Origin of the sequence: Microbispora triticiradicis, assembly GCF_005864065.1 — a bacterium.
Classification (GTDB): domain Bacteria; phylum Actinomycetota; class Actinomycetes; order Streptosporangiales; family Streptosporangiaceae; genus Microbispora; species Microbispora triticiradicis.
In genome coordinates this window covers 1-24,254 of sequence record NZ_VANP01000009.1, presented here as the reverse complement: position 1 = coordinate 24,254, position 24,254 = coordinate 1, and the positions used below count along the sequence as shown (strand labels likewise).

Annotated in this window: 22 protein-coding genes and 2 tRNA genes; 12 read left to right on the top strand and 12 right to left on the bottom strand. The window is 69.5% G+C overall.

What is annotated here, in order from left to right; translation table 11 throughout:
* Positions 1 to 25: 25 nt before the first annotated feature.
* A complete protein-coding gene (locus FED44_RS22735) occupies positions 26 to 832 on the bottom strand; it encodes a DeoR/GlpR family DNA-binding transcription regulator (protein ID WP_117409720.1) in 807 nt (268 codons plus the stop codon).
* Between the two features lie 138 nt (positions 833 to 970).
* Between FED44_RS22735 and FED44_RS38515 the strand changes: the two genes are divergently transcribed.
* Positions 971 to 1,048: a 50S ribosomal protein bL37 gene (locus FED44_RS38515; RefSeq protein WP_396697758.1), complete on the top strand. Its 78-nt coding sequence runs from the start codon at positions 971 to 973 to the stop codon at positions 1,046 to 1,048.
* Positions 1,049 to 1,066: 18 nt separating this feature from the next.
* On the opposite strand, the gene FED44_RS22730 is transcribed toward FED44_RS38515, so the two are convergent.
* From FED44_RS22730 to FED44_RS22715, 4 genes are all read right to left on the bottom strand, one after another.
* Positions 1,067 to 1,633, bottom strand: coding sequence for a TIGR03086 family metal-binding protein (locus FED44_RS22730; protein WP_138461978.1), 567 nt, complete (start codon positions 1,631 to 1,633; stop codon positions 1,067 to 1,069).
* 87 nt (positions 1,634 to 1,720) lie between these two features.
* Positions 1,721 to 3,439 carry an ATP-binding SpoIIE family protein phosphatase gene (locus FED44_RS22725; protein ID WP_117409731.1) on the bottom strand — a complete coding sequence of 573 codons (1,719 nt, stop codon included), beginning with the start codon at positions 3,437 to 3,439 and terminating at the stop codon, positions 1,721 to 1,723.
* A 191-nt stretch (positions 3,440 to 3,630) separates the two neighbouring features.
* Complete coding sequence (locus tag FED44_RS22720) at positions 3,631 to 4,989, bottom strand: TrpB-like pyridoxal phosphate-dependent enzyme (RefSeq protein ID WP_117409718.1); 1,359 nt, start codon at positions 4,987 to 4,989, stop codon at positions 3,631 to 3,633.
* A 63-nt stretch (positions 4,990 to 5,052) separates the two neighbouring features.
* Complete coding sequence (locus FED44_RS22715; protein ID WP_117409717.1) at positions 5,053 to 5,550, bottom strand: DUF2087 domain-containing protein; 498 nt, start codon at positions 5,548 to 5,550, stop codon at positions 5,053 to 5,055.
* A 50-nt stretch (positions 5,551 to 5,600) separates the two neighbouring features.
* On the opposite strand from FED44_RS22715, the gene FED44_RS22710 reads away from it, so the two are divergent.
* Entirely contained in the window at positions 5,601 to 5,993 is a 393-nt protein-coding gene (locus tag FED44_RS22710; protein ID WP_117409730.1) for a VOC family protein, read from the top strand.
* Positions 5,994 to 5,998: 5 nt separating this feature from the next.
* Here the strand turns inward: FED44_RS22710 and FED44_RS22705 are convergent, their stop codons facing one another.
* A complete protein-coding gene (locus FED44_RS22705; protein WP_138461977.1) occupies positions 5,999 to 6,412 on the bottom strand; it encodes an SRPBCC family protein in 414 nt (137 codons plus the stop codon).
* Between the two features lie 91 nt (positions 6,413 to 6,503).
* Here FED44_RS22705 and FED44_RS35945 point away from each other — a divergent pair, with 91 nt between their 5' ends.
* The 3 genes from FED44_RS35945 to FED44_RS22695 all read left to right on the top strand — a co-directional run bounded on the left by FED44_RS35945 (position 6,504) and on the right by FED44_RS22695 (position 11,021).
* Positions 6,504 to 6,614, top strand: coding sequence for a DUF2382 domain-containing protein (locus tag FED44_RS35945; protein ID WP_167521564.1), 111 nt, complete (start codon positions 6,504 to 6,506; stop codon positions 6,612 to 6,614).
* Between the two features lie 29 nt (positions 6,615 to 6,643).
* A complete protein-coding gene (locus tag FED44_RS22700) occupies positions 6,644 to 9,709 on the top strand; it encodes an ATP-binding protein (RefSeq protein ID WP_138461976.1) in 3,066 nt (1,021 codons plus the stop codon).
* A gap of 148 nt (positions 9,710 to 9,857) precedes the next feature.
* Positions 9,858 to 11,021 carry an FAD-dependent monooxygenase gene (locus tag FED44_RS22695; RefSeq protein ID WP_138461975.1) on the top strand — a complete coding sequence of 388 codons (1,164 nt, stop codon included), beginning with the start codon at positions 9,858 to 9,860 and terminating at the stop codon, positions 11,019 to 11,021.
* 52 nt (positions 11,022 to 11,073) lie between these two features.
* Here the strand turns inward: FED44_RS22695 and FED44_RS22690 are convergent.
* Positions 11,074 to 11,150, bottom strand: a tRNA-Pro gene (locus FED44_RS22690).
* A 90-nt stretch (positions 11,151 to 11,240) separates the two neighbouring features.
* Here FED44_RS22690 and FED44_RS22685 point away from each other — a divergent pair.
* A tRNA-Gly gene (locus FED44_RS22685) sits at positions 11,241 to 11,311 on the top strand.
* Between the two features lie 81 nt (positions 11,312 to 11,392).
* On the opposite strand, the gene FED44_RS22680 is transcribed toward FED44_RS22685, so the two are convergent.
* From FED44_RS22680 to FED44_RS22660, 5 genes are all read right to left on the bottom strand, one after another.
* Positions 11,393 to 12,136 carry a cation efflux transmembrane domain-containing protein gene (locus tag FED44_RS22680; protein WP_138461974.1) on the bottom strand — a complete coding sequence of 248 codons (744 nt, stop codon included), beginning with the start codon at positions 12,134 to 12,136 and terminating at the stop codon, positions 11,393 to 11,395.
* Positions 12,133 to 12,519, bottom strand: coding sequence for an ArsR/SmtB family transcription factor (locus FED44_RS22675; RefSeq protein WP_138461973.1), 387 nt, complete (start codon positions 12,517 to 12,519; stop codon positions 12,133 to 12,135). The genes FED44_RS22680 and FED44_RS22675 overlap by 4 nt, the downstream gene beginning before the upstream one ends.
* A gap of 99 nt (positions 12,520 to 12,618) precedes the next feature.
* Entirely contained in the window at positions 12,619 to 14,127 is a 1,509-nt protein-coding gene (locus FED44_RS22670) for a serine hydrolase domain-containing protein (RefSeq protein ID WP_167521563.1), read from the bottom strand.
* Positions 14,128 to 14,271: 144 nt separating this feature from the next.
* On the bottom strand, positions 14,272 to 14,652 hold the full coding sequence (locus FED44_RS22665; RefSeq protein WP_244302158.1) for a hypothetical protein: 381 nt from the start codon (positions 14,650 to 14,652) through the stop codon (positions 14,272 to 14,274).
* Positions 14,653 to 14,680: 28 nt separating this feature from the next.
* Positions 14,681 to 15,160 carry an ATP-binding protein gene (locus tag FED44_RS22660; protein WP_117409710.1) on the bottom strand — a complete coding sequence of 160 codons (480 nt, stop codon included), beginning with the start codon at positions 15,158 to 15,160 and terminating at the stop codon, positions 14,681 to 14,683.
* Between the two features lie 275 nt (positions 15,161 to 15,435).
* On the opposite strand from FED44_RS22660, the gene FED44_RS22655 reads away from it, so the two are divergent.
* The 6 genes from FED44_RS22655 (at position 15,436) to FED44_RS22630 (ending at position 23,744) form a co-directional block, all read left to right on the top strand.
* A complete protein-coding gene (locus FED44_RS22655) occupies positions 15,436 to 16,302 on the top strand; it encodes a helix-turn-helix domain-containing protein (protein WP_117409709.1) in 867 nt (288 codons plus the stop codon).
* A gap of 203 nt (positions 16,303 to 16,505) precedes the next feature.
* Positions 16,506 to 17,918 carry a trigger factor gene (gene tig, locus FED44_RS22650; RefSeq protein WP_117409708.1) on the top strand — a complete coding sequence of 471 codons (1,413 nt, stop codon included), beginning with the start codon at positions 16,506 to 16,508 and terminating at the stop codon, positions 17,916 to 17,918.
* Between the two features lie 380 nt (positions 17,919 to 18,298).
* The gene (locus FED44_RS22645; RefSeq protein WP_262367144.1) at positions 18,299 to 18,943 is read left to right on the top strand and encodes a ClpP family protease; all 645 of its coding nucleotides are present in this window, start codon (positions 18,299 to 18,301) and stop codon (positions 18,941 to 18,943) included.
* Positions 18,944 to 18,957: 14 nt separating this feature from the next.
* Complete coding sequence (locus tag FED44_RS22640; RefSeq protein WP_117410256.1) at positions 18,958 to 19,605, top strand: ATP-dependent Clp protease proteolytic subunit; 648 nt, start codon at positions 18,958 to 18,960, stop codon at positions 19,603 to 19,605.
* A 194-nt stretch (positions 19,606 to 19,799) separates the two neighbouring features.
* Positions 19,800 to 21,083: an ATP-dependent Clp protease ATP-binding subunit ClpX gene (gene clpX, locus FED44_RS22635; protein ID WP_117410257.1), complete on the top strand. Its 1,284-nt coding sequence runs from the start codon at positions 19,800 to 19,802 to the stop codon at positions 21,081 to 21,083.
* Positions 21,084 to 21,155: 72 nt separating this feature from the next.
* Positions 21,156 to 23,744 carry a valine--tRNA ligase gene (locus tag FED44_RS22630; protein ID WP_138461970.1) on the top strand — a complete coding sequence of 863 codons (2,589 nt, stop codon included), beginning with the start codon at positions 21,156 to 21,158 and terminating at the stop codon, positions 23,742 to 23,744.
* Positions 23,745 to 24,254 lie beyond the last annotated feature (510 nt).

Sequence of the window (24,254 nt, the reverse complement as noted above, 5' to 3'; positions counted from 1 at the left end):
GCTCTTCTCCGGCGTCGCGGCGGCGTCACACGGAGGCGGTCTTCAGGGGCGCCTCGCCGGACGGATCCGCGAGGAGGAGCTCGCCGGCGTGCTCCGACAGCACGGCGCGGGCGTCCTCGGGCAGGCCCGTGTCGCTCACGACCACGTCGGCCTCGCCGAGGGCCGCGATCGTGCTGATGCCGACGGTCCCCCACTTGGTGTGGTCGGCCAGGACGACGAGCCGCTGGGCGGCGGCGATCAGGGCGCGGTCGGTCTCCGCCTCCAGCAGGTTGGGGGTGGTGAAACCGGCCCGGACGCTCATGCCGTGCACGCCGAGCATGAGGATGTCGACGTTCAGGGAGCGGACGGCCGCGACCGCGACCGGGCCGACCAGCGCGTCGGACGGCGTCCGCACGCCGCCCACGAGCACCACGGTCTGGTCGGGCCGTCCCGCCCGGTGGAAGACGTCGGCCACCTGGACGGAGTTGGTGATCACGGTCAGCTCGGGCACGTCCACCAGGTGGTGGGCCAGCGTCCAGGTCGTCGTGCCGGCCGAGAGCGCGACGGAGCTTCCCGGCCGTACGAGCGGGGCCGCGCAGCGGGCGACGGCCTCCTTCTCGGCCTGCTGCCGCATCGACTTGGCCGCGAAGCCCGGCTCCTCGGTGGAGCCGGCACCGGTGGCGGTGGCCCCGCCGTGCACCTTGACGATCAGGCCGCGCTCCGCCAGGACCTCCAGGTCGCGGCGGATCGTCATGTCCGACACCCCGAGCTCACGCACGAGTTGCGCGACCCGGACCCCGCCGGACCTGCGGACTCTCTCCAGGATCGCCTGCTGCCGTTGCTGGGCCAGCATCCGCCACTCCTTTAAACAGATTCCAACAGATTATGCACACATCCGTACAGGAGTGTTGAGCCGGGGTGCGGGTACTTGCCGCCGCCCGCCCCCGGGGGGACAGTGGGCGAAACCCGTACTCCAGGGAAGGCGGCCGCGATGGGCAGACGCGCACGCAAGTCGAAGGCCCGCAGGAAGAAGAAGGCCAACCACGGCAAGCGTCCTACGGGGCGATAGCCCGGTTCCGGGTCCGTCTCAGGGGGTCCTGCCCCACGCCGTGAGCAGCCTGGTCTGCTGGTCGGCGCCGGCCGGGACGTCGCGCTCGTCCCCGATCACGCCTGCCTCGCGGTAGCCGTCCCACGCCTTGGCGAACCATTCGGCGCAGGACGCGACGAGGTCGGGGTCGAGCCGTTCCGGACCGCCGACGGCACGCGCGAGGTCCCAGGTGTGGATCAGCGCGTCCGCGAACAGCTCGGTGATGTACTCCTCGCCCGGCACGTCGCCGAAGGACAGATGAGCCACGCTCGTGAGGGCGCCCTCGGCGTACACCGCCTGGACGGCGCCCTGCGCGGACGCCTCGAACGCCTTCACCGGGTCGTCGCCGAGCACGTCGCCCTCGAACGCGTCGCCCACCTCGGCGGCCGTACGGCCCGACAGCAGTTCGGGAGCCCACAGGTTCTCGGTCACCAGGTGGTTCACCAGCCCCCGGACGTCCCAGTCGACGCAGGGCGTCGGCAGGTCCCACTGTCCGGGGCGGACGAGATGGAGGCGGTCGCCGAAACCGTCGAGCGCCCTGCGGTACGCGTCCCGGATGTCGATCATGTCCCCTCCTCGCCACGAGCTCCCCGATTCGACCGTAACTCCTCCCGACGATCAGTCATGCCCGCCCGCCCGTGAGGAGGCGACCGGTCACGGAAGATGCTGCTCGACCCAGACGATCTTGCCGTACGGGGTGGGCCGGGTGCCCCAGCGATAGGCGAAGCGCTTGATCAGCTGGAGGCCGCGGCCGGTGTCCTCGTCGGGGGTGGCCGTACGTGGGGCGGGGGTGGAGGGGGAGCCGTCGGCGACCTCGACCACCAGCGTGCGGCAGCGCAGCAGCCGCAGCTCGATCGGCGGCCAGCCGTGCTTGAGCGCGTTGGTGACCAGTTCGCTGACGATGAGCTGGGTGCTGTCCACCAGGCTGCTCAGCCCCCAGGCGGCGAGGGTGACCCGGACGAACCGGCGGGCCTGGGAGACGAACTTCGGGTCGGCGGGCAGGGGGCAGGTCGCCACCTCGTCCGGATCGAGCTCACGCACACGGGCCACCAGCAGGGCGATGTCGTCGCGCTCGTGGCTCGCCCGCTGGCTGCTGATGATGTCGTCGCACATGTCGTCGAGGTCCTCGACGGGCCCGGCGAGCAGGCGGCGCAACCCCATGATCCCGGCGTCCAGGTCCCGCTCGCGGCTCTCCACGAGGCCGTCGGTGTAGAAGGCGAGCACGCTCCCGGCCGGCAGGACCAGCTCGCGCATCTCCAGCGGGTCGCTGCCGATGCCCAGGGGAAGACCCGACGGCAGCTCGACGATCTCGGTCGACCGGTCGGGATGCAGCAGGATCGGCGGCACGTGCCCGGCGCGGGCGAGCGCGCAGCCGCGCGTCACCGGGTCGTAGACGGCGTAGATGCACGTGGCGATCTGGGTCGGATCGAGGTCCTGGCTCATCAGGTTGAGCCGGAACAGCACCTCGTCGGGCGGCAGGTCCAGACTCGCCAGCGTGCGCGCCGCCGTGCGGAGCTGGCCCATCGTCGCCGCGGCCCTGGTCCCGTGGCCCATGACGTCGCCCACCACCAGGGCCGTACGGCACCCGGGAAGGGCGATCACGTCGTACCAGTCTCCGCCGACGCCCATCAGGTCGCTGGCCGGAAGGTAGCGCGACGCGATGTCCATCCCGAGCGGCTGCGGCAGTTCGGCGGGCAGCAGGCTGCTCTGCAGGGTCAGCGCGGTCCGGCGCTCGGTGGTGTAGAGGCGGGCGTTGTCGACGCACACGGCGGTGCGGGCGGCGAGGTCCTCGGCCACCGCGACGTCCTGCTCCTCGAACGGGGGCGCGCCCGCCCGCCTGGTGAAGACCACGCACCCGAGCACCCGTCCCCGGGCCCGCAGGGGCACGGTGAGGAACGAGGCGTCGGTCAGCAGGGCGGCGATCGCGTCCTCCCGGCCGAAGGCCGCGCCGATCAGCCGGGCGTTCTCCTTGTCCATGGCCGGATACATCAGCGGCTTGCCGCTCGCCATGCACTGCGCCTGCGGCAGGCTCGCCGGGTAGACCGCCACCTCGCCGACGGGGAAGGCGTTCACGCAGGCGTCCGCGTCCGCGCCGGCCACGCCCATCGCCGTCCGGCGGACGAGGGTCGTCCCGTCCACCGGGCGGGACGACAGCTCGCCGTCGGCGAGGAGGCGGTCCTGGAGCATCACGGCCGCGGTGTCGGCGAACCTCGGGACGGCCACGTCCACGAGTTCCCGGCTCGTCTCCTCGAGGTCGAGGGTGCTGCCGATGCGGCGGCTCGCCTCGTTCAGGAACGCCAGCCGTTCGTGCGCGGACGCGGCGCCGCTGCGCCGCCACTGTCCCCGGTCCGCCGGGGCGGGGTCCTTGATCACGCAGTTCCGGTTCAAAACGAATACTCCGGCGAGAGCGGATGGTGTCCCAGAATCGTATGGAGCTGATACCGCGCATTTCAGCCGTTTGGCATGAGTGCTTGGGCCGGCACGACGCGATGGCGCAGCCGTACCCTGCGGTCAACGGACGAAACGGATATCAGTCAACATGCGTCACATTAGACAGCGTGGCATCAAACGGAAGGCAGGTGTGCGAGAGCCGCGTCGATCCGCTCCTGCGGGAGCGTGAAGTCCTCCAGGCGGCCGGCGAGGTGACGCTCGTACGCGGGCAGGTCGAAATGGCCGTGCCCGCACAGGGACATCACGATGACCTTCTCCTCGCCCGACTCGGCGCACCGCAGCGCCTCCGCGATGGTCGCGGCCACCGCGTGGGCGGGTTCGGGAGCCGGCAGGATCCCCTCGGCCCCGGCGAAGCGGACGCCCGCGTCGAAGCACTCGGTCTGCGTCACCGCCACGGCCTCCACCAGGCCCAGTTCGTACACGTGCGACAGCAGCGGCGACATGCCGTGGTAGCGCAGCCCGCCGGCGTGGATGGGGTCCGGCACGAACGTGTGGCCCAGCGTGTGCATCTTCATCAGCGGCGTGAACCCCGCCGTGTCGCCGAAGTCGTAGGCGTACGTGCCCCGCGTCAGCGACGGGCAGGCGGTGGGCTCCACCGCGCGCAGCACCGGGTCCATCCGCCCCGCGAGCTTCTCCCGCAGGAACGGGAAGGCCAGGCCGGCGAAGTTGGAGCCGCCGCCGGTGCAGCCGATGACCAGGTCGGGGGTCTCGCCGAGGACGGCCAGTTGCTCCAGCGCCTCCTCGCCGATCACGGTCTGGTGCATCAGGACGTGGTTGAGCACCGAGCCCAGGGCGTACCGCGTGTCGTCGTGCTGCCCGGCGACCTCGACGGCCTCGCTGATCGCGATGCCCAGTGACCCCGTGCATTCCGGGTCCTCCGCCAGGATCCTGGCTCCCGCGGCGGTCACCGCCGACGGGCTGGCGTGCAGCGTCGCGCCGTGGACGCGCATCAGCGTACGGCGGTAGGGCTTCTGGTCGTACGACGCCCTGACCATCCAGATCTCGCACGCCAGGCCGAACTGGCCGCAGGCGAACGCCAGGGCCGAGCCCCACTGGCCCGCGCCGGTCTCCGTGGTCAGCCTCCGCACGCCCTCCCGCGCGTTGTAGTAGGCCTGCGGGACCGCGGTGTTCGGCTTGTGCGACCCGGACGGGCTGCCGCCCTCGTACTTGTAGTAGATCCGGGCGGGCGTGCCGAGCCGGCGCTCCAGGCGGCGGGCGCGGATGAGGGGAGTGGGCCGCCACAGGCGGTACACGTCGAGCACCTCATCCGGAACGGGGACGTACCGCTCTCCGGAGACCTCCTGCCCGATCAGCTCCGCCGGGAAGAGCGGCGCGAGGTCGTCGGGACCGACCGGCCGGAGCGTGGCCGGGTGGAGCACCGGGGGAGGAGGCGCGGGGAGGTCGGGGACGAGGTTGTACCAGTTCCGGGGGATCCGGGACTCGTCGAGAAGGACCCTGGTCGGCTCACCCATGTCTCCAGTGTCCGCGCGGCGGGCCGGTCGGGAAAGGGCACCCGCCGATGTGGCCGGACCTGGTCAGACGGTGCCGCCCGAGCGCCAGTAGACGCCGTCCTCCCGGGTGAGGAACCCCTCGTCCACCAGATGGCGGCGCAGCGCGGCGTGGTCGTCGTGGAACGCCCGCAGCGCCACGTCGACCTCCTTCTCCGGGTACCGCGTGCCCACCTCGAAGACCTGGGAGACGTAGTCCAGCACCATCAGCCGCTTGGCCCGCTTCGTCGGTATGGAGACGAGCCGTCCGTCGACCAGGAACGCGTCCAGCGGGCCCGCCGGTTCGGCGGGCACCGCGCGGAGCAGGTCGCGGAAGGCCTCCGGCCGCGCCCGCCACCCGTCCCCGTCCCGTACGGCGAGACCGCCCCGCTCCAACCGGCCGAGCGCCCGCCCGACCTCGTCCGGGCCGAGCCCGGTGAGCTTTCCGAGAGGCTCCCCGGGATGGAGGACGAGACAGGAGAGAACCCGCAGCGTGTCCTCCTGGCCGAGCAGCCCGAGCACGCGGGGAATGCGCTTGTCGATCACCCGTCCACGGTATGTGACCGATGAGTACCTTCGGAAACATGGAGGGCGCCGTGCCCGCTCGACTGGATCACACGATCGTGCACAGCACCGATCGCTTCGCCTCCGCCCGCTTCCTCACCGGCCTGCTCGGCGAGCCGGGGCCCGGTACGTTCGGGCCGTTCGCCACGGTCAGAGTCGCCAACGGTGTGACGATCGACTTCGCCGACTCGATCGTCGGCCGGGACCGGATCGTCCTCCAGCACCTGGCCTTCCTCGTCTCGGAGGACGAGTTCGACGAGATCTTCACCCGGATCGGCGAGCGGGGCCTGCCGTACTGGGGCGGGCCGCACCACCAGGAGCCACAGCGGATCAACCACCGGCACCACGGCCGCGGGGTGTACGTGGACGACCCCGACGGCCACGCCATCGAGTTCCTCACCCACCCGTACGTCGAGGAGGAATGAACGGGTCAGCCGTGCGCGGCGGCCTCGATCGCCTGCTTCATCTCCGCGGCGCCGCGTTCCATGCGGATCCGGATGTCGGCCGCGCGCGTGTGCGGCAGGACATCGGTGATCCAGATCAGCCGGCCCGCCCCGTCGCCCTCGGACCGGACCTCGAACGTGGCGTGGTGGAACTCCACCGGCGGCCGCGCGCCCTCGACGACGCAGTAGGCGAGGCGGCGGGCGTCGTCGTCGATCCCGACGACCAGTTCACGGACCACGTGCCCGTCGGGAAAGGTCAGGAACCGCTGGTCGCCCTCGATCCGGGTGCCGGTGACGCGGCCCGGCAGCAGGCGCTCGTGCACGGCGCCGACGTCGCGCAGGACGTCCCAGATGTGCTCCGGGGATGCGTCGATCACGATCTCGTGGCGAACTGAGGCCATGCGGCGGGGGTCCTTCCAGGCGGCTGGTCGGGACCAATCTAGACGGTCCGGTGGCCGACGTGATGGCACCGGTGGGGAGAGCGGAGAGGCCGTGACCCGTTTCGAGGAGCATCCGCACGTCAGCGGCCGTCAGGCCGGGGAGACCGGGCGCGCACGGCTGCGCGAGTACGTCGTGACCGAGCAGCGGCGCCGATCGCCGTGAAGCACCGCACGTGGGCCAGAATCGGTCTCGTGCAGTTCGGCATCCTGGGGCCGCTGGAGGCCCGCACGGCCGAGGGGGAATCGATCTCCGTCGGCGGATTGCGGCCGCGCGCGCTTCTCGCGTTGCTCCTGCTCGACGCCGGTCGGCTGGTCGGTGTGGACCGGTTGATCGACGGTCAGTACGGTGACGATCCGCCGGCCGGGGCGGCCAACGCGATCCAGGCCCACGTGTCCCGGCTCCGGCGCAGCCTGCCCGGCGACCTGATCGAGTTCCACGGCGCCGGATATCGGCTCGCCGTGGACCCCGACGACGTCGACGTCCACCGCTTCGAGCGGCTTGCCCGTGCCGGGCGACGGCTCCTGGCCGCGGGTCAGTACGAGCGCGCCGCGAGGTCGCTCAGGGACGCGCTGGGGCTGTGGCGAGGTCCTGCGCTGGCGGACGTGGCCGGCGCGCCTTTCGCGCCGGCGCAGGTGGCCCGCCTGGACGAGCTGCGGTTGACAGCGCAGGAAGACCTCGTCGAGGCCGAGCTTGCCCTTCCGGAGGGCACGTCGACGGCCGGGCTCCGGCAGCTGGTCGTGGCGTACCCGTTGCGTGAGCGGTTGCGCGGCCAGCTCATGCGGGCGCTGCACGCATCCGGGCAGCAGGCGGCGGCGCTGGCCGTGTTCGAGGAGGTCAGGCGGCTGCTCTCCGACGAGCTCGGCGCCGACCCCTCGCCTGAGCTGGCGGCGCTCCACCTGGCGATCCTCCGCGGCGGGGAGCCGCGCGAGCGGGCGACGGGCGGCCGACTCCCCGCGCATCTCACCAGCTTCGTCGGCCGCGCGGAGGAGCTGGACCGGCTCCACTCGCTCCGGAACTCCCGGTTGATCACCCTGACCGGTCCCGGTGGCACCGGCAAGACCAGGCTGGCGATCGAGGCGGCCCGTCGCCGGGTACAGGAGGCGTGCTTCGTCGACCTCTCCCCGCTCGACGACGGGGCCCAGGTCCCGCAGGCCGTGCTGGGCTCGCTCGGCTTGCGGGAGGCGGGGCTGCGGGCACCGGACCTCGGCCGAAGCGACGCCGTGGAGCGGCTGACGGCCGCCCTTGCGGAGCGCGAGCTTCTGCTCGTCCTCGACAACTGCGAACACGTGGTCGCTCCGGCCGCGGTCCTCGTCCGCCGGCTGCTCGAGGCGTGTCCGAGGCTTGCCGTCCTGGCCACCAGCCGTGAGCCGCTCGGGCTCACCGGTGAGACGCTTGTCCCGCTGGCGCCGCTGGCCGTGCCGTCGCCGGGCACGGACCTCGATGAGGCCCTCACCTACCCGGCTGTGAGCCTGTTCGCGGATCGGGCCGCCGCAGTACGGCCGGGCTTCACCATGGGGCCCGGGGTCATCGAGATCTGCGCCACCCTGGAGGGGCTGCCGCTGGCCATCGAGCTGGCCGCGGCGAGGGTGCGGTCGTTCTCGGTGGAGGAGATCTCCTCACGCCTGAAGGAGCACGGCAGGTTCACGCTGCTGTCGCGTGGTGACCGCACCGCGGTGACACGCCACCAGACGCTGCACGCGGTGGTGGATTGGAGCTGGAGCCTGCTCAGCCCTGATGAGCGAGTGATGGCCAGGCGCTTCTCCGTCTTCTCAGGCGGCGCGTCGCTTGAGGCGGTGGAACAGGTCTGCGGTGCCGGTGAGGTGCTGGCCGACCTGGTGGACAAGTCCCTCGTCGAGGCCAGTGGCGGACGCTACCGGATGTTCGACACCATCCGCCTGTTCTGCGCGAAACGGCTGGCGGAAGCGGGGGAGGAGAAGCGGCTGCGCGACGCGCACGCCGCCTGCTTTCTCGATTTGGCCCAGCGCGCCGACCCGTGCTTGCGACGGGCCGAGCAACTCGACTGGTTGGGCCGCCTCTCCGCGGAACACAGCAACATCGAGGCCGCGTTGCGCCATGCCGTACAGGAGGGTCCGGAGACGGCGCTGCGGCTGATCGCCGCCCTTTCGGCGTACTGGTGGCTGAGTGGGCGGCGCGGTCAGGCGGCCTCGTCCGCTCTCAGCCTGCTCGGCCGGCTGGGGACCGAGGTGCCCGCGGGGCTGGAGGAGGAGTACCTCCTCTGCGTGCTCCACGCCGTGCCTGACGTGCTTCCCGCGCAATGGGAGCGGGCCGAGGAGATCATGCGATCGCTGGACCGGGAACTGCGGCACCCGTTCGCGGCGGTCATGTGGGGAATGGCCGCAGGGCCGCCTGAACCGGACTCGCCCAGGAGGCGGCAGTTCGGCTCCGAACCGTGGAGCCGGGCCGTGGTGTTGCTGGGGCAGGGCGTCGTGAACCTGCTCGACGGCAGGGTGGCCGACGCCGACCGGGATCTGGAGGCGACGCTGGCGAGCTTCCGTTCGGTTGGTGAGCGCTGGGGCATGGCGCAGGCGCATGAGTGGCTGGCGTTGATCTCCAGTTGGAGGGGGGAGTGGACGCGGGCGAGGCAGTTGTGGGAGCAGGCTCTGGACCTGTACGAGCAGCTCGGCGCGTTCGACGAGATGGTGGACGTGCTGTGCCGTAGGGCGGGTGGGCTGGTGCGAGAGGGCGACTTCCACACGGCCGCCGCCGACCTGCGGCGCGCCGCTGAGCTGGAGCGTAGGACGGGCAGGTCGCACCGACCGGCCCTGATCGGGCTGGGCTGGGGCGAGTTGGCCCGCCTCCGAGGCGATCACGCCGAAGCCCGCGCTCGCTACACGGAGGCGCTGGAAGCCGTCGATCTCCGCTCCTATGCCGGCGGGAGCATCAGGCTGCTGGCGCTCACCGGGCTCGGCCTGCTCGCCCAGGCCGAAGGCGACCTCACGGCGGCCAGGCTCCACCACGCCGAGGCGCTGGCGTGTGCGCGGGCGTCGCCGGCGACGGATCTCGCCCACGTCGCCGAGGCACAGGCCGGGCTGGCCCTCCTCCATGGGGCGCCAGACCAGGCGGCCTTCCTGCTGGGTGCGGGGCTGGCGCTACGCGGTGTGGTCGTCGCCGGCGATCGTGACCGCGAGCGGATCGCCGCACGCGTCACCGAGGTCATCGGCGCCGAGGCGTTCGCGTCGGCTTTCGCCAGGGGGGTCGCGCTGGACCGGGAACAGGTGTTGGCGGCTCTCTCCTGACCAGGTGGGAAACCGGGAAAGCGACGGCAGATCACCCGTTGACGGGGCAAGGCGCCGACAGCGTCCGGGAGAGTCTCGCTGACAGCTCCATTCCGACTGTCAGTCGGCTGTCTGCGGGCCGTCAGCGCTCCCGGCGAATCTCGGGGACATGGAGGACACCGACATCCTGATCTCCGGCGCCAGTGTCGCCGGCCCCGCTCTGGCCTACTGGCTCAACCACTACGGATTCAACGTGACCGTGGTCGAGAAGGCCCCCGCCCTGCGTCCGGGCGGCCAGGCCGTCGACTTCAAGGGCGAGACGCACCTGACCGTACTGGAGCGGATGGGCATCTTGGAGGACGTACGGCGGCTGCAGACCGGCGGGGCCGACCAGGAGATCGTCGACGCGAACGGCCGCAGGCTGGTGGTGATGCCCGGCGAGTTCACCGGGGGTGATCTGGAGATCCAGCGGGGTGACCTGTCCCGACTGCTGTACGAAAGGACGGTCGCCGCCGGCTGCGAGTACGTCTTCGGAGACTCCATCACCTCGCTCACCGAAACGGCGGGCGGCGTGCACGTGACCTTCGAGCGCGGCGCGCCGCGCGTCTTCGGCCTGGTCGTGGGCGCGGACGGAATCCACTCCAACGTCCGCCGTCTGGCGTTCGGGCCTGAATCCGACTATGTCCGATTCCTCGACTATTACTACGCCCTCGTTGACATACGAGGGAATTTCGGGGCGACGGCGAAGATGTACAACGAGCCTGGCCGGCTGGTCTCCACCGGGGGTCCCAAGTCTGCCGCGCTCTTCGTCTTCGCCTCGCAACGGCTCGACTACGACCGCTACGACGTCGAGCAGATGAAGCGGATCCTGCTGGACGCCTATGCCGGGATGGGGTGGCGGACGCCGGAAATCCTCGGAGCGGTCCGGCAGGCGGACGACGTCTATGTCGACTCGATCAGCCAGGTCCGGATCGACCACTACTCCAAGGGCCGCGTGGCTCTGTTGGGGGACGCCGCGTACGGCAACACGCTGGGCGGCTTCGGCACCGGGCTCGCCATGGTCGGCGCGTACGTACTGGCCGGTGAGCTGGCCGAGGCGGGCGGGAACCACCGGGTCGCCTTCCGGCGCTACGAAGAGGGGTTCCGCGAGTACGCGAAGATCGCCAAGTCCGGCAACGCGGGTCCCTTTCTCGCTCCGCGCACCTGGCGCGGGATCCGGATGCGCAACTGGATCTTCAGGGCCGGCTTGCTATTCAAGATCATGATGAGGATGGCCGACAGGTTCGCCACCGGCATCAGGCTCAAGGACTACTCGTCCTCGGTGCGTCGCTGACCCACTCCTGAGACCACTGAAGGCCACCCCGATCCTGGGGTGGCCTTCTCGATGGTCGGGGCGACAGGATTTGAACCTGCGACTTCTTGCTCCCAAAGCAAGCGCGCTACCAAGCTGCGCCACGCCCCGTCCCGCCGGTTGCGCGAGCGCTCCGAGACTCCGGTACGCTTACGCCCTGACGACCGGATGAAGTCTAGACCAGATGGACACCGGGCGCGCGCGGACGTAGCTCAATGGTAGAGCCCCAGTCTTCCAAACTGGCTACGCGGGTTCGATTCCCGTCGTCCGCTCTGACGGTAAGGCCCAGGTCGGGGAGTGTTCTCGACTCTGGGCCTTCGCCTTCTGCGGCCTCCGGATTCCTGTCGTGCCCGTCACGTGCCCGGTGTCTTCTCGCCGTGCCCGCCCCCCTCGATGCTCCGGCCTCGGCAGCAGGCGTCGGCGCAGCCGGGCGGGCAGTCGCAGCCATCAGCCGGTCGGGTGGCCGCGGCCATCGGAACGCAGTCGTCGCACCGCTCGCCTGTCCACGCCTTGACGCCCTCTCGGGTGGCGACGGCGGCGATGACCAGGGCGGCGACCGGGTCCGCCCACGACCAGCCGAACACCGCGTTGAGCACCAGGCCGGCCAGCAGGACCGCCGACAGGTAGGTGCAGAGCATGGTCTGTGTCGAGTCGGCGACGACGGTGGCCGAGCCGAGTTCCCGGCCGGTCCGGCGCTTGGCCGCCACCAGCAACGGCATCACCACCACTGAGACCGCCGCGAGGGCGATGCCGACCGGAGACCTCCCGGCTTCGCCGGCGCCGGACAGCGAACGGATCGCGTCGACGCTCACCCAGGCGGCGAGCGCGAAGAAGGAGACCGCGATCAGTCGCAGGGCCAGGTGCTCACGGGCCTCGGGGACGCGGGAGCGAAACTGCCAGATGACCACGGACGCCGAGGAGACCTCGACGAAGGAGTCCAGGCCGAAGCCCAGCAGGGCCGTGGACGAGGCCGCGGCGCCGGCGGCGATGGCCACCACGCCTTCGAGCAGGTTGTAACCGGCTGTGGCATAGGCCAGGTGGAGACTGCGCCGGTTCAGTACCGCGCGGCGTTCGGCCGTCAGAGCCGGGGTGCTCACTCGGCCGCTTCCATAACGTCGACCTCGCCGTCCTGGCTCGGAGCCGGGCACAGGGCCACGGCGTGACCGGTCGCGGCGAGCAGGGTTTCCGCCGCCGCGAGCATGTCCATCAGTTCAGGCCGAGTCAGGGCGTAGAACGACTGACGACCCTCGGCGCGGTAATCGACGAGGCCGCAGTCCCGAAGGCAGGCCAGATGCTTGGAGACGGTGGATTGGGCCAGGCCGAGTTCGCCGGTCAGGTCCACCACGCGAGCCTCCCCGTGCGCCAGGCGCTGGACGATGCGAAGCCGGGTCTCGTCGGACAGCGAGTGGAACAGAGCCGCCGCCGGCGACGTACCGGCGGCGATCTCGACTCTTACGCAGCTACCACTTTCAATCGCCATACGGCGATGATAGTCGGTGATGGCGATGATGTTGAATCCCTCGGCGTACCCGATCCGTGCCGCGGCAGGAGCGGTTCCCCGCTGCCGCTATCGGTACGGTCACCAGGGGCTGTCGAGGGCCATCGTCGCGAGGTGGCGGGCGATGCCGGCGGTGTCGGTGTTCTGGACGTTGCTGAGCACGACCACTTCGATGTCGTCGTCGGGCAGGTACATGTTGCTCGCCGTGTAGCCCTGGAAGAGACCTGGATGGTACCGGAGCCGGTGCCCCTGGAGCCGGTCGACGAGCCAGCCGAAGGCGTACGCGCTCGACGGCAGGTTGAGGCAGCCGGTGGAGGGACACGGCGCCTGTGGCGTGAACGCCTGCTTGACGGTGGCGGGTGGCGCGACCCGGTACGAGCCGAACGCCCGGTCCCAGCGGGCGATGTCGTCGATGGTGGAGTAGATGCCGGTCGCGGCGAACAGTTCGGAGCCGTTGAGGAGCGGGGCCGGTGATCCGAGCGTGTAGTAACCCTTCGCGTACCCACTGGGCGGATATCCCCTGCTGTAACCGGTGTGCCGGAGGCTCAGGGGGCCGGTGATCAGCTTGTGCAGTACGACGCCGTAGGGCTCGTGCGTCACCGCCTGGATGATCGCGCCGGCCAGGACGTAGCCGGAGTTGCTGTACTTCCAGCTGGTGCCGGGCTTGAAGTCCAGCGGGAGGTCCACGATCTGCTGGATGAGTCGCCGGGTCGTGGTCGGTCGCGTGATGTTGGCGAGGTAGCCGGGCAGCTTCTCGATGTTGGGGATGCCCGTGGTGTGATTGAGCGCCTCGCGGATGGTGATGGGCCGCCACGCTGTCGGGCAGGCCTCGATGTACGCCGGGACGAGATACGGGCAGACCCGGTCGTCCAGCCTGAGCAGCCCGCGGTCGCGCAGCTTCAGCACGAGCATCGAGGTGAACTGCTTAGTGACCGACATGACCCGGTAGACCGTGTCCGGCCGGTTGGGGATGTGCCGTTCCTCGTCGGACTCCCCGGCGGCGAAACGCGCCAGCACCTGCCCACGCCGCAGCACCAGCGCCGAGCCGGTGAACTGCTTCCTCGCGGCCAGATCCCGCAGATAAGCCAGCATCGCCGCACTTGTGGTGTCATCCCGCGGCGCGGGCGACGTGGCCAGGGGGTCCGATTCATGAATCGATTGCTCCGTGGGGTCATCGGCCGGTGCGCCCGAATTCTCGTTCGGCTGGTTCACGACGTCCGACAGGCTGCTCTGACCACTGAAGGAATTCGCGGTCGCGTCCGAGTTCTGCCAGTTGTACGGAAGGGCGCGCGAATCCGTCCCGCCCTTCTGCGCCGGTGTGACGGCGAGCGTGACGTCGCGGAGCAACTCCTGGTGCTGGCGCTGCCGCCCGTGCTCCCGCTGCCGTCGTCCGTCATGCTGCCCATCACGCTCGTGCGCCCGGCCGTGACCGTGTCCGTGGGGGTGGTCGGCGCCGGGGCCGATCACGGCGGAGGCGGCGACGGCGGGAGTGCCCCCAGGTGCGGCCGCACCGGCCAGTGCGGAGACGATCGCCAGGAATCCGACCGCATTAGGACACTTGACCATTTTCTCCCCCATGAAAGGTGCCATGTCCCGAATTCCTGACATTCCCGGAATCGAGTGATTCGCGGCGAGAATGCCGGGCGGGCCATTTCTCTGGGGGCTTGCTTTCCTTCCGGCGGCGTCACAAACGGCGGCCGGTGCGGTTTTCCCTCCGCCTATATATTTGTTTTGTCAGAGCTGCTCGACACCGCCGGGGTTCTGGGGCAGCCACCGCAGCGCCGCGTCGAGGCAGTCCTCGGGGCTGGTGTTGAAGGCGATGGCGGCGCCGGGCACGTGCAGCCGTACCAGGTTGATCAGTTTCTCGAAGAGCCCGAGCAGCGGCTCGTGGCTGCGGATGCCGCCTCCGACCACCACGACGGCGTAGTCGTCGCGGCGCAGCGCCTCCACGATCACCGCTTCGGTGTCCTCATCCAGTGCCACCAGGCACCAATCGGCCTCGACGCCGTGGTCGTCGAAACGGGCCCGTCCGCGTGCCAGCGCGGCCTGGATCGGCTCCGGGTCCCAGCCTTCGAGCTTCGCGGGATCGAGACCTATCACCAGTACTCGTGCCACCGTCACGCCTCCTCGCAGAGGAACGAACTCAGTCGCCGGCGCGGAAGAGGGCCCAGACGGCCTTGCCGCCGTCGTCGAGGGCGTCCCAGCCCCAGGCCTGGCTGTAGGTCTCCACTATGTAGAGGCCGCGGCCGTGCTCGGAGACGAAGTCGGGCTGTGCGGGAGCGGGAGCCTCGTCGCTCGGGTCGGAGACGGCGAGCAGGACGTGGGGGGAGAGGCGGAGAAGCGTCAGCGTTATCGGGTGGCCGGTGGTCCGCCGCGCCGGATACAGCGCGTAACGAACAGCGTTCGTGACCAGTTCGCTGACGACCAGCGCCGCGTCGTCGCTCAGCTCCGGCAGCCCCCACCGCTGCAGGGTCGTCCTCGTGACGTCCCGCGCGGTCTTGACCGAATCGGCTTGTGGGGCAAGGGGGCACATCGCCGTATCGGACGCGCACACCGCCCTCCGGAACCAGCCGAATCCCACGTCGCGGGTCAGCTGGCCGACGGATTTGGGCTCGTCCGACATGGTTGCCCGTACCTCCCGCTGGCCTGAGTCGAGGGCTGGTGCATATTTGGCCCAATATGCACCTAGACATGATGGAACACCCTCTCCCACTGCTGCAAGACCCAAATGCACGTGCAGCCGTCACGTGCAAACGCACACGCCTAACGTTGCCACCCTCAGAGACACGTAGATCAGACCTTGTCATCGGGGCCTGTAGTGGTGACACTGTGTGGGCTGGGGGTGTCGTGCGGGTCGTCCCTTGGCGGCACACTGAGCCGAGGTGAGAGGGAGGCGCCGTGATACAGATCCAGGCTGGATCGGGTCCGACGGCTCTGCGCATCCTGCTCGGCTCCCAGCTCCGCAAGCTCCGTGAGAGCAAGGGAATCAGCCGCGACGAGGCCGGCCGGTGCATCCGGGCCTCCGAGTCGAAGATCAGCCGGATGGAGCTGGGCCGGGTCGGCTTCAAGGAGCGCGACGTCGCCGACCTTCTCGTGCTGTACGGCGTGGAGGACGACGAGACGCGCGACGTCGTCATGAACCTGGTGGACCAGGCCAACGAGCCCGGCTGGTGGCACCGGTTCAACGACCTGCTGCCCTCCTGGTTCCAGGCGTACGTGGGCCTGGAGGAGGCGGCCGAGCGCATCCGCACCTATGAGGTGCAGTTCGTTCCCGGGCTGCTGCAGACCAAGGAGTACGCGCGTGCCGTGATCACGGCGGGTGCGGTGGGGGCGGCGCCGGAGGAGATCGCCCGGCGGGTGGATCTGCGGCTGGAACGTCAGCGCATCCTCGACGGCGGCAACGCGCCGACGTTCTGGGCGGTGATCGACGAGGCCGCGCTGCGCCGTCCGATCGGCGGCGGCGAGGTCATGCGGGGCCAGGTTCAGCACCTCATCGACCTGATGAACCAGCCCAACATCACGATCCAGGTGATTCCGTTCAGTTACGGCGGACACGCCGCGGAGGGCGGCGCGTTCAGCATCCTGCGGTTCTCCGACCAGGACCTGCCCGACGTCGTGTACGTCGAGCAGCTCGCAAGCGCTCTCTACCTGGATAAACGGGAAGAAGTCGACCGTTACACCGAGGTCATGGAGCGTCTCTGCGCGGTCAGCACGACCCCCGCCGAGACGGTGGACCTGCTGCGGCAGATCATGACCGAGCTCTGAGCAGTCGCTCCAGGCCCTCATCTGCTCTAGACTGCCCTTGGCGTTGGACACCCGCCACAGTCGAGCATGCCCGGACAGGTCGCGTGCAGGCGGAGAGGGCGGTCCCTGCGCCCCTCACGTGGGCGCGGCGCGCGTTATTGTGCCGCGGTTGCCGTGCACGACGTGCCCGCGACCACCAGATGATGGACCAAGGAGATCACCCCGTGAAGACCGCTGTCGAGGAGCTCAGCCCTACCCGGGTCAAGCTCACCGTCGAGGTGCCGTTCAAGGAGCTCGAGCCGAGCCTGCAGGCCGCCTACAAGAAGGTCGCGCAGCAGGTGCGTGTGCCCGGCTTCCGTCCTGGCAAGGTGCCGGCCCGGATCATCGAGCAGCGCTTCGGCCGCGCGGTGGTTCTCGAGGAGACCCTGAACGACGCGCTGCCCAAGCTGTACGGCCAGGCCGTCGACGAGACCGAGGTCTTCCCGGTGAGCCAGCCGGAGATCGAGGTCACCAAGATCGAGGACGGTGAGCAGGTCGAGTTCACCGCCGAGGTGGACGTCCGTCCCGCCTTCGACGTCCCCGGCTACGAGGGCGCCGAGATCGTGGTCGACGCGGCCGAGGTGAGCGACGAGGACGTCGACGCCCAGTTGGACGGCCTGCGCCAGCGCTTCGCCACCCTGACCGGGGTGGACCGCCCGGCGCAGAACGGCGACTACGTCGTGATGGACCTGCGTGCCGAGATCGACGGCCGCAACCTGGACGAGCAGCAGGCCGCCGACGTGTCGTACGAGGTCGGCGCCGGCTCGGTGCTCCAGGGCCTGGACGACGCGCTGCAGGGCATGGCGGCCGGCGAGGACAAGACCTTCCGCACGACGCTGGTCGGCGGTGAGAACGCCGGCGAGGAGGCCGACGTGATCATCACGGTCAAGTCGGTGAAGGAGAAGGTGCTGCCCGAGCTGGACGACGAGTTCGCGCAGCTCGCCAGCGAGTTCGACACCCTCGACGAGCTGAAGGACAGCATCCGCGAGCAGGCCCGTCGCAACAAGCTCGTCGACCAGGTCGTGCAGAGCCGCGAGAAGGCCCTTGAGGCGCTGCTCGACAGGATCGAGATCCCGCTGCCCGAGAGCGCGCTCACCGCCGAGATCGACGCGCGCAAGCACAATCTGGAGCACCAGATCTCGGAGAGCGGTCTGAGCCGCGAGGCGTACCTCCGTCTCCAGCAGACCACCGAGGAGGAGCTGTTCGCCGAGTACGAGGCGAACGCCGCCAAGGCCCTCAAGTCCGGCTTCGTGCTCGACAAGATCGTCAAGGCTGAGGACATCGGCGTCAGCGAGCAGGAGCTCACCGACTTCGTGGTCCGCCGCGCCATGCAGATGGGCGTCGCGCCGAACACGCTGGCCCAGCACCTCGCCGACAACAACCAGCTTCCGCTGGCGATGATGGAGATCGTGCGCGAGAAGGCCAAGACCCTCATCGGGGACGCGGCCAAGGTGACCGACACCGCCGGCAACGAGGTGGACCTCAAGGCCATCTACGCCGAGCTCAACCCCGAGCAGGAGGCCGTGGGCGTGGAGGAGGCGCAGGAGGGCGACCAGCCCGCCGACGCTCCGGCCGCCGCCGAGGCCAGGGAAGGCTGAGTTCCTCCGGCCACACCGGCCGGGGCGTGCCGCCGGCCACACGGCCGGGACGACGACGAAACCCTCGTCGTACCTGCGGGTGCGGCGAGGGTTTCCGGCTATATTCGCGGCAAATCCCGCTAGATATTTCCGCGTCGGCGTGCCGCCGATCGGCCGTACGACCGGGAGCCCCGGCGGCGCGGCACGCCCGTCGTCGCGCTGTCAGGCGCGGCGAGCGCACGGAACGCGGGCGGGGGACGGCCGGGGCTCGGCCGCCCGCGGATCGGGGGCGGGGCATGCGCCGTCAGCGAACAGTACGGCGCGAGGGCATGAGCTGTCTGCGCCGCGCGTTAAGGTCACAAGCAAAGCCAATCGTTTACGACGCATCGGAAGGTGACGCTGTGACCAGCCCGCCGACCTTCTTCCCGACCGGTGGTTCCGGCTTCGAGGCCCGGAGCCCGGAGGGTGGCCCCTCTCGCCTCGAGGACCAGCTCTACCAGCGCCTGCTGCGCGAGCGCATCGTGGTGCTCGGCACCCAGGTGAACGACGAGGTGGCCAACCGGCTGTGCGCTGAGCTCCTGCTCCTCGCCGCCGATGACCCCGACCGCGACATCTGGATGTACATCAACTCCCCCGGCGGTTCCGTGACCGCGGGCATGGCGATTTACGACATGATGGAGTATGTGCCGAACGACGTGTGCACCGTCGCGATGGGACTGGCCGCCTCGATGGGGCAGTTCCTGCTCTGCGCGGGCGCCCGCGGCAAGCGGTACGCCCTCCCGCACGCCCGCATCATGATGCACCAGCCCTCGGGCGGCATCGGGGGCACCGCGGCCGACATCGCGATCCAGGCCGAGCAGATGCTCTATGTGAAGAAGACGCTCGCGGAGCGGATCGCCTCTCACACCGGGCAGCCGCTCGACCAGATCGAGCGCGACTCCGACCGGGACCGCTGGTTCACGGCCGAGGAGGCCAAGGACTACGGCTTCATCGACCACGTGGTGCGCAGCGCCCGCCAGGTGCCCTCCGAGGGCGCCGTCTCGTGACTGGAGCTTCCGAGATGAGTGAGCTGATCCGGCCGGGTGACATCAACGGCCGCTACGTTCTTCCCTCCTTCGTCGAGCGCACGTCGTACGGCGTCAAGGAGATGAACCCCTACAACAAGCTGTTCGAGGACCGCATCATCTTCCTCGGGGTCCAGATCGACGACGCCTCGGCGAACGACGTGATGGCGCAGCTGCTCACGCTGGAGTCGCTGGACCCGGACCGCGACATCAGCATGTACATCAACTCGCCCGGCGGTTCGTTCACCGCGATGACGGCGATCTACGACACCATGCAGTTCGTCCGGCCCGAGATCCAGACGGTCTGCCTGGGGCAGGCGGCCTCGGCCGCCGCGATCCTGCTGGCCGGCGGCACGCCGGGCAAGCGGTTCGCGCTGCCGAACGCCCGTGTCCTGATCCACCAGCCCTACACCGAGGGCGGCGGTCAGGGCAGCGACATCGAGATCCAGGCTCGTGAGATCCTGCGTATGAGGTCGCTGCTCGAGGACCTCGTGGCGAAGCACTCGGGTAAGTCGCCCGACGAGGTCCGCAGGGACATCGAGCGCGACAAGATCCTCAGCGCCGAGGAGGCGAAGGCGTACGGTCTGGTGGACGACATCATTCCGTCGCGGAAGAAGCGCGCGGCGGCGGTCGCCGCTTCCTGAGGGAGTTGCCGCACCGGAACAGTGCCCAATTGGGCACGTTCCGGTGCGACTCACCGCTAGGGGGCTCACTGAGGGCCCGAGAGACGGTAACGTCGAAACCTGAGCGGGATGACGTTTTCGCACCGGATCACAATCGGTTGCGGACGGAAGCGACCGCGGCGGCAGGGGCGGTCCCACGCAAAGGAGTATCTGGGGTGGCACGCATCGGCGACGGGGGAGACCTGCTGAAGTGCTCGTTCTGCGGCAAGAGCCAGAAGCAGGTCAAGAAGCTCATCGCCGGACCAGGCGTCTACATCTGCGATGAGTGCATCGATCTCTGCAATGAGATCATCGAGGAGGAGCTCTCCGAGTCCTCCGAGCTCAAGTGGGACAACCTCCCCAAGCCGCGTGAGATCTACGAGTTCCTCGACGCGTACGTCATCGGCCAGGACAAGGCCAAGAAGGCGCTGTCGGTCGCGGTCTACAACCACTACAAGCGCGTCCAGTCCGGGGAGCGGGGCCGCGACGACGGCCTGGAGCTGGCCAAGTCGAACATCCTGCTGCTCGGTCCCACCGGGTCGGGCAAGACCCTGCTGGCGCAGACCCTCGCCAAGATGCTCAACGTGCCGTTCGCGATCGCGGACGCCACCGCGCTGACCGAGGCGGGCTACGTCGGCGAGGACGTGGAGAACATCCTCCTCAAGCTCATCCAGGCCGCCGACTACGACGTCAAGAAGGCCGAGACCGGGATCATCTACATCGACGAGGTCGACAAGATAGCCCGCAAGAGCGAGAACCCGTCGATCACCCGGGACGTGTCGGGGGAGGGTGTGCAGCAGGCCCTGCTGAAGATCCTGGAAGGGACCACCGCCAGCGTGCCGCCGCAGGGCGGCCGCAAGCATCCCCACCAGGAGTTCATCCAGATCGACACCACGAACGTGCTGTTCATCTGCGGCGGCGCCTTCGCCGGGCTGGAGAAGATCATCGAGTCGCGGGTCGGCCGGAAGGGCATCGGCTTCAACGCGATCATCCACTCCAAGGAGGAGATGGACTCCTCGGACATCTTCTCCGACGTCATGCCGGAGGACCTGCTCAAGTTCGGCATGATCCCCGAGTTCGTCGGGCGGCTGCCCGTGATCACGTCGGTGCACAACCTCGACCGGAGCGCGCTGATCCAGATTCTCACCGCGCCGCGGAACGCGCTCGTCAAGCAGTACCGGCGCCTGCTGGAGCTGGACAACGTCGAGCTCGAGTTCACCGACGACGCGCTGGAGGCGATCGCCGACCAGGCCATCCTGCGCGGCACCGGCGCCCGCGGCCTGCGCGCGATCATGGAGGAGGTCCTCCAGTCGGTGATGTACGAGGTCCCCTCCCGGCAGGACGTGGCACGCGTCGTCATCACCCGCGAGGCCGTGCTGGAGCACGTGAACCCCACCCTCGTGCCGCGCGACCAGCTGCAGGCCAAGCAGCAGCGTACGCCGCGGGAGAAGTCGGCCTGATCCCGGCCGTCGCCGGCCATTGTCCACAGGGCGTGCGGCGACGGCGCGGGAGGCGTCCGGACCTCCCTAGAATTGGGCAGCGTGACTACGTCTGAGCTGCCCACCCAGTACGCCCCCGCCGAAGTCGAGACCCGGAGCTACGAGCGCTGGGTATCGGCGGGCTACTTCACCGCCGACCCCGGCAGTGGGCGCGAGCCGTACACCATCGTGCTTCCCCCGCCGAACGTCACCGGGTCGCTGCACGTGGGTCACGCGCTCGACCACTCGGTCCAGGACGCGCTGACCCGGCGGGCCCGCATGCGGGGCATGGAGACGCTGTGGCTTCCCGGCATGGACCACGCCGGCATCGCGACGCAGAACGTCGTGGAGCGAGAGATCGCCAAGGAGGGCCTGTCCCGCCACGACTTCGGCCGTGAGGCGTTCGTCGAGCGCGTCTGGCAGTGGAAGGAGGAGTCCGGCGGGCGGATCCTCGGCCAGATGACGAAACTCGGCGACGGCGTCGACTGGTCCCGCGAGCGGTTCACGATGGACGAGGGGCTCTCCCGCGCCGTCCAGACGATCTTCAAGAAGCTTTTCGACGACGGGCTCATCTACCGCGCCGAGCGGATCATCAACTGGTGCCCGCGCTGCCTCACCGCGCTCTCGGACATCGAGGTGGAGCACAGCGACGACGACGGCGAGCTCGTCTCCATCCGGTACGGCTCGGGTGACGAGGAGATCGTCGTCGCCACCACCCGGGCGGAGACCATGCTGGGCGACACCGCGGTGGCCGTCCACCCCGCCGACGAGCGCTACGCGCATCTCATCGGCAAGCACGTCGAGGTCCCGCTGACCGGCCGGCGCATCCCGATCGTCGCCGACGAGCACGTGGACCCCTCCTTCGGCACCGGTGCGGTCAAGGTCACCCCCGCCCACGACCCGAACGACTTCGAGATCGGCCGCCGCCACTCGCTGGAGTCGCTCGTCGTCATGGACGAGCGCGGCGTCATCACCGCCCACGGGCCGTTCCAGGGCCTCGACCGGTTCGAGGCGCGGCCCGCCGTGGTCGCCGCGCTGCGCGAGCAGGGCCGGATCGTGGCCGAGAAGCGGCCGTACGTCCACTCGGTGGGCCACTGCTCCCGATGCAAGACCGTGGTCGAGCCGCGGCTGTCGCTGCAGTGGTTCGTCAACGTCACGCCGCTGGCCAAGGCCGCCGGCGACGCGGTGCGCGACGGCCGCACCCGCATCCACCCGCCGGAGCTGGCCAAGCGCTACTTCGACTGGGTCGACGACATGCACGACTGGTGCATCTCCCGGCAGTTGTGGTGGGGACACCGCATCCCGGTCTGGTACGGCCCCGACGGCGACATGGTCTGCGTGGGACCGGACGAGGACCCGCCCGCCGGTTACGAGCAGGACCAGGACGTCCTGGACACGTGGTTCTCCTCCGGCCTGTGGCCGTTCTCCACGCTCGGCTGGCCCGACGAGACACCCGAGCTGGCCCGCTTCTATCCGACGACCGTGCTCGTCACCGGCTACGACATCCTCTTCTTCTGGGTCGCCCGGATGATGATGTTCGGGCTGTACGCGATGGACGGCCGGCCGCCGTTCCGCACGGTGGCTCTGCACGGCATGGTGCGCGACCAGTTCGGCAAGAAGATGTCGAAGTCGTTCGGCAACGTGGTCGACCCGCTCGACTGGATCGAGCGGTACGGCGCGGACGCCACACGCTTCACCCTGCTGCGCGGCGCGAACCCCGGCTCCGATGTGGCGATCAGCGAGGACTGGGCGGCCGGATCGCGCAACTTCTGCAACAAGATCTGGAACGCCACCCGCTTCGCCCTGATGAACGGTGCCGTCTCCGAGGGCCTGCCCGGCGACCTCACCCCGGCCGACCGCTGGATCCTGTCGCGGCTGCAGCAGGTCGTCACGACCATCGACGCGGCCTTCGAGGACTTCGAGTTCGCCAAGGTCTCCGACGCCCTCTACCACTTCGCGTGGGACGAGGTCTTCGACTGGTACGTCGAGCTGGCCAAGGTGCAGTTCGCCGAGGGCGGGGTCGTGGCCGAGAACACCAAGCGGGTGCTCGGCCATGTCCTCGACGCGCTGCTCAGGCTGCTCCACCCGCTGGTGCCCTTCGTGACGGAGGAGCTGTGGCGCGCCCTGACCGGGGGAGAGTCCATCGTGGTCGCCCCCTGGCCCGCCGTCTCGCCCGAGTTGCTCGACCCCGCGGCCGAGCAGGAGATCGTCGCGTTGCAGAACCTCGTGACCGAGGTGCGCAGGTTCCGCTCCGACCAGGGCCTGAAGCCCGGCCAGCGCGTGGCCGCGCGGCTCTCCTTGCCGGGTACGGCTCTCGCCGCCCACGAGGGCGCTGTCCGCGTCCTGCTGCGCCTCGACGAACCGTCGGAGACGTTCACCCCCACCGCACGCCTCACGGTCGGCACGGTCCTCGTGGAGATCGACACGGCCGGAGCCATCGACGTCGCCGCGGAGCGCAAGCGTCTGGAGAAGGACCTCGCCGTGGCACGCAAGGAACAGGCCCAGGTCACCGCGAAGCTGGGCAACGAGCAGTTCATGGCGAAGGCGCCCGAGGACGTGGTCACCAAGGTGCGCCGACGCGCCGAGCAGGCGGCGGAGGACATCTCCCGTCTGGAGGCCCAGCTTGCCGCGCTGCAGGGATAGCTGCGTCAGATGAGGTTTGGGAGTGCCAGAGGCAGGGCAGGACTATGAAGTTGCCCAAGTTGTGCTCGGCATACCCTGACGGGTGCTAGTCTTTGTGCACGCGCAGGGAGTCGGCGAGTCGGAATACCCGAAGGGGATCCGGCTGTTAGGCTCTCTGCACTCCCTTCCTCACGCCCGATCTCGGGTCACCTCGTCGCGGTTCGACGGAGTGTCGCGGATCAGGTAAGTTCGAGGGGTTGCCCCGGAGACGGGGTGGTCAGAATTCTCGGCCGGAAATCGGAATTCAGTGCAAATCACCTCGATTTGACACGAATAACGAGACCGGACAGAATAAAGGCACAACGGAAAACGCCCTGGAGCGTGGGACCTGGTTCAAGGGTTCTGGGTGATGGTGGTCGCGTCCGTTTCTTGAGAACTCAACAGTGTGCTAAAAGCCAGTGCATGAATCATGCATGACCCCGTCACCGTGTTGGTGGCGGATTCCTTTGACGGTGCCTTTCCTTAGCCGGG

Excerpts from the sequence above, each read along its gene's own strand:
- FED44_RS22735 (WP_117409720.1), bottom strand. The coding sequence starts at position 832 with ATGCTGGCCCAGCAACGGCAGCAGGCGATCCTGGAGAGAGTCCGCAGG.
- FED44_RS38515 (WP_396697758.1), top strand. The coding sequence starts at position 971 with ATGGGCAGACGCGCACGCAAGTCGAAGGCCCGCAGGAAGAAGAAGGCC.
- FED44_RS22730 (WP_138461978.1), bottom strand. The coding sequence starts at position 1,633 with ATGATCGACATCCGGGACGCGTACCGCAGGGCGCTCGACGGTTTCGGC.
- FED44_RS22720 (WP_117409718.1), bottom strand. The coding sequence starts at position 4,989 with ATGGGTGAGCCGACCAGGGTCCTTCTCGACGAGTCCCGGATCCCCCGG.
- FED44_RS22705 (WP_138461977.1), bottom strand. The coding sequence starts at position 6,412 with ATGGCCTCAGTTCGCCACGAGATCGTGATCGACGCATCCCCGGAGCAC.
- FED44_RS22695 (WP_138461975.1), top strand. The coding sequence starts at position 9,858 with ATGGAGGACACCGACATCCTGATCTCCGGCGCCAGTGTCGCCGGCCCC.
- FED44_RS22675 (WP_138461973.1), bottom strand. The coding sequence starts at position 12,519 with ATGGCGATTGAAAGTGGTAGCTGCGTAAGAGTCGAGATCGCCGCCGGT.
- FED44_RS22670 (WP_167521563.1), bottom strand. The coding sequence starts at position 14,127 with ATGGCACCTTTCATGGGGGAGAAAATGGTCAAGTGTCCTAATGCGGTC.
- FED44_RS22660 (WP_117409710.1), bottom strand. The coding sequence starts at position 15,160 with ATGTCGGACGAGCCCAAATCCGTCGGCCAGCTGACCCGCGACGTGGGA.
- FED44_RS22640 (WP_117410256.1), top strand. The coding sequence starts at position 18,958 with ATGAGTGAGCTGATCCGGCCGGGTGACATCAACGGCCGCTACGTTCTT.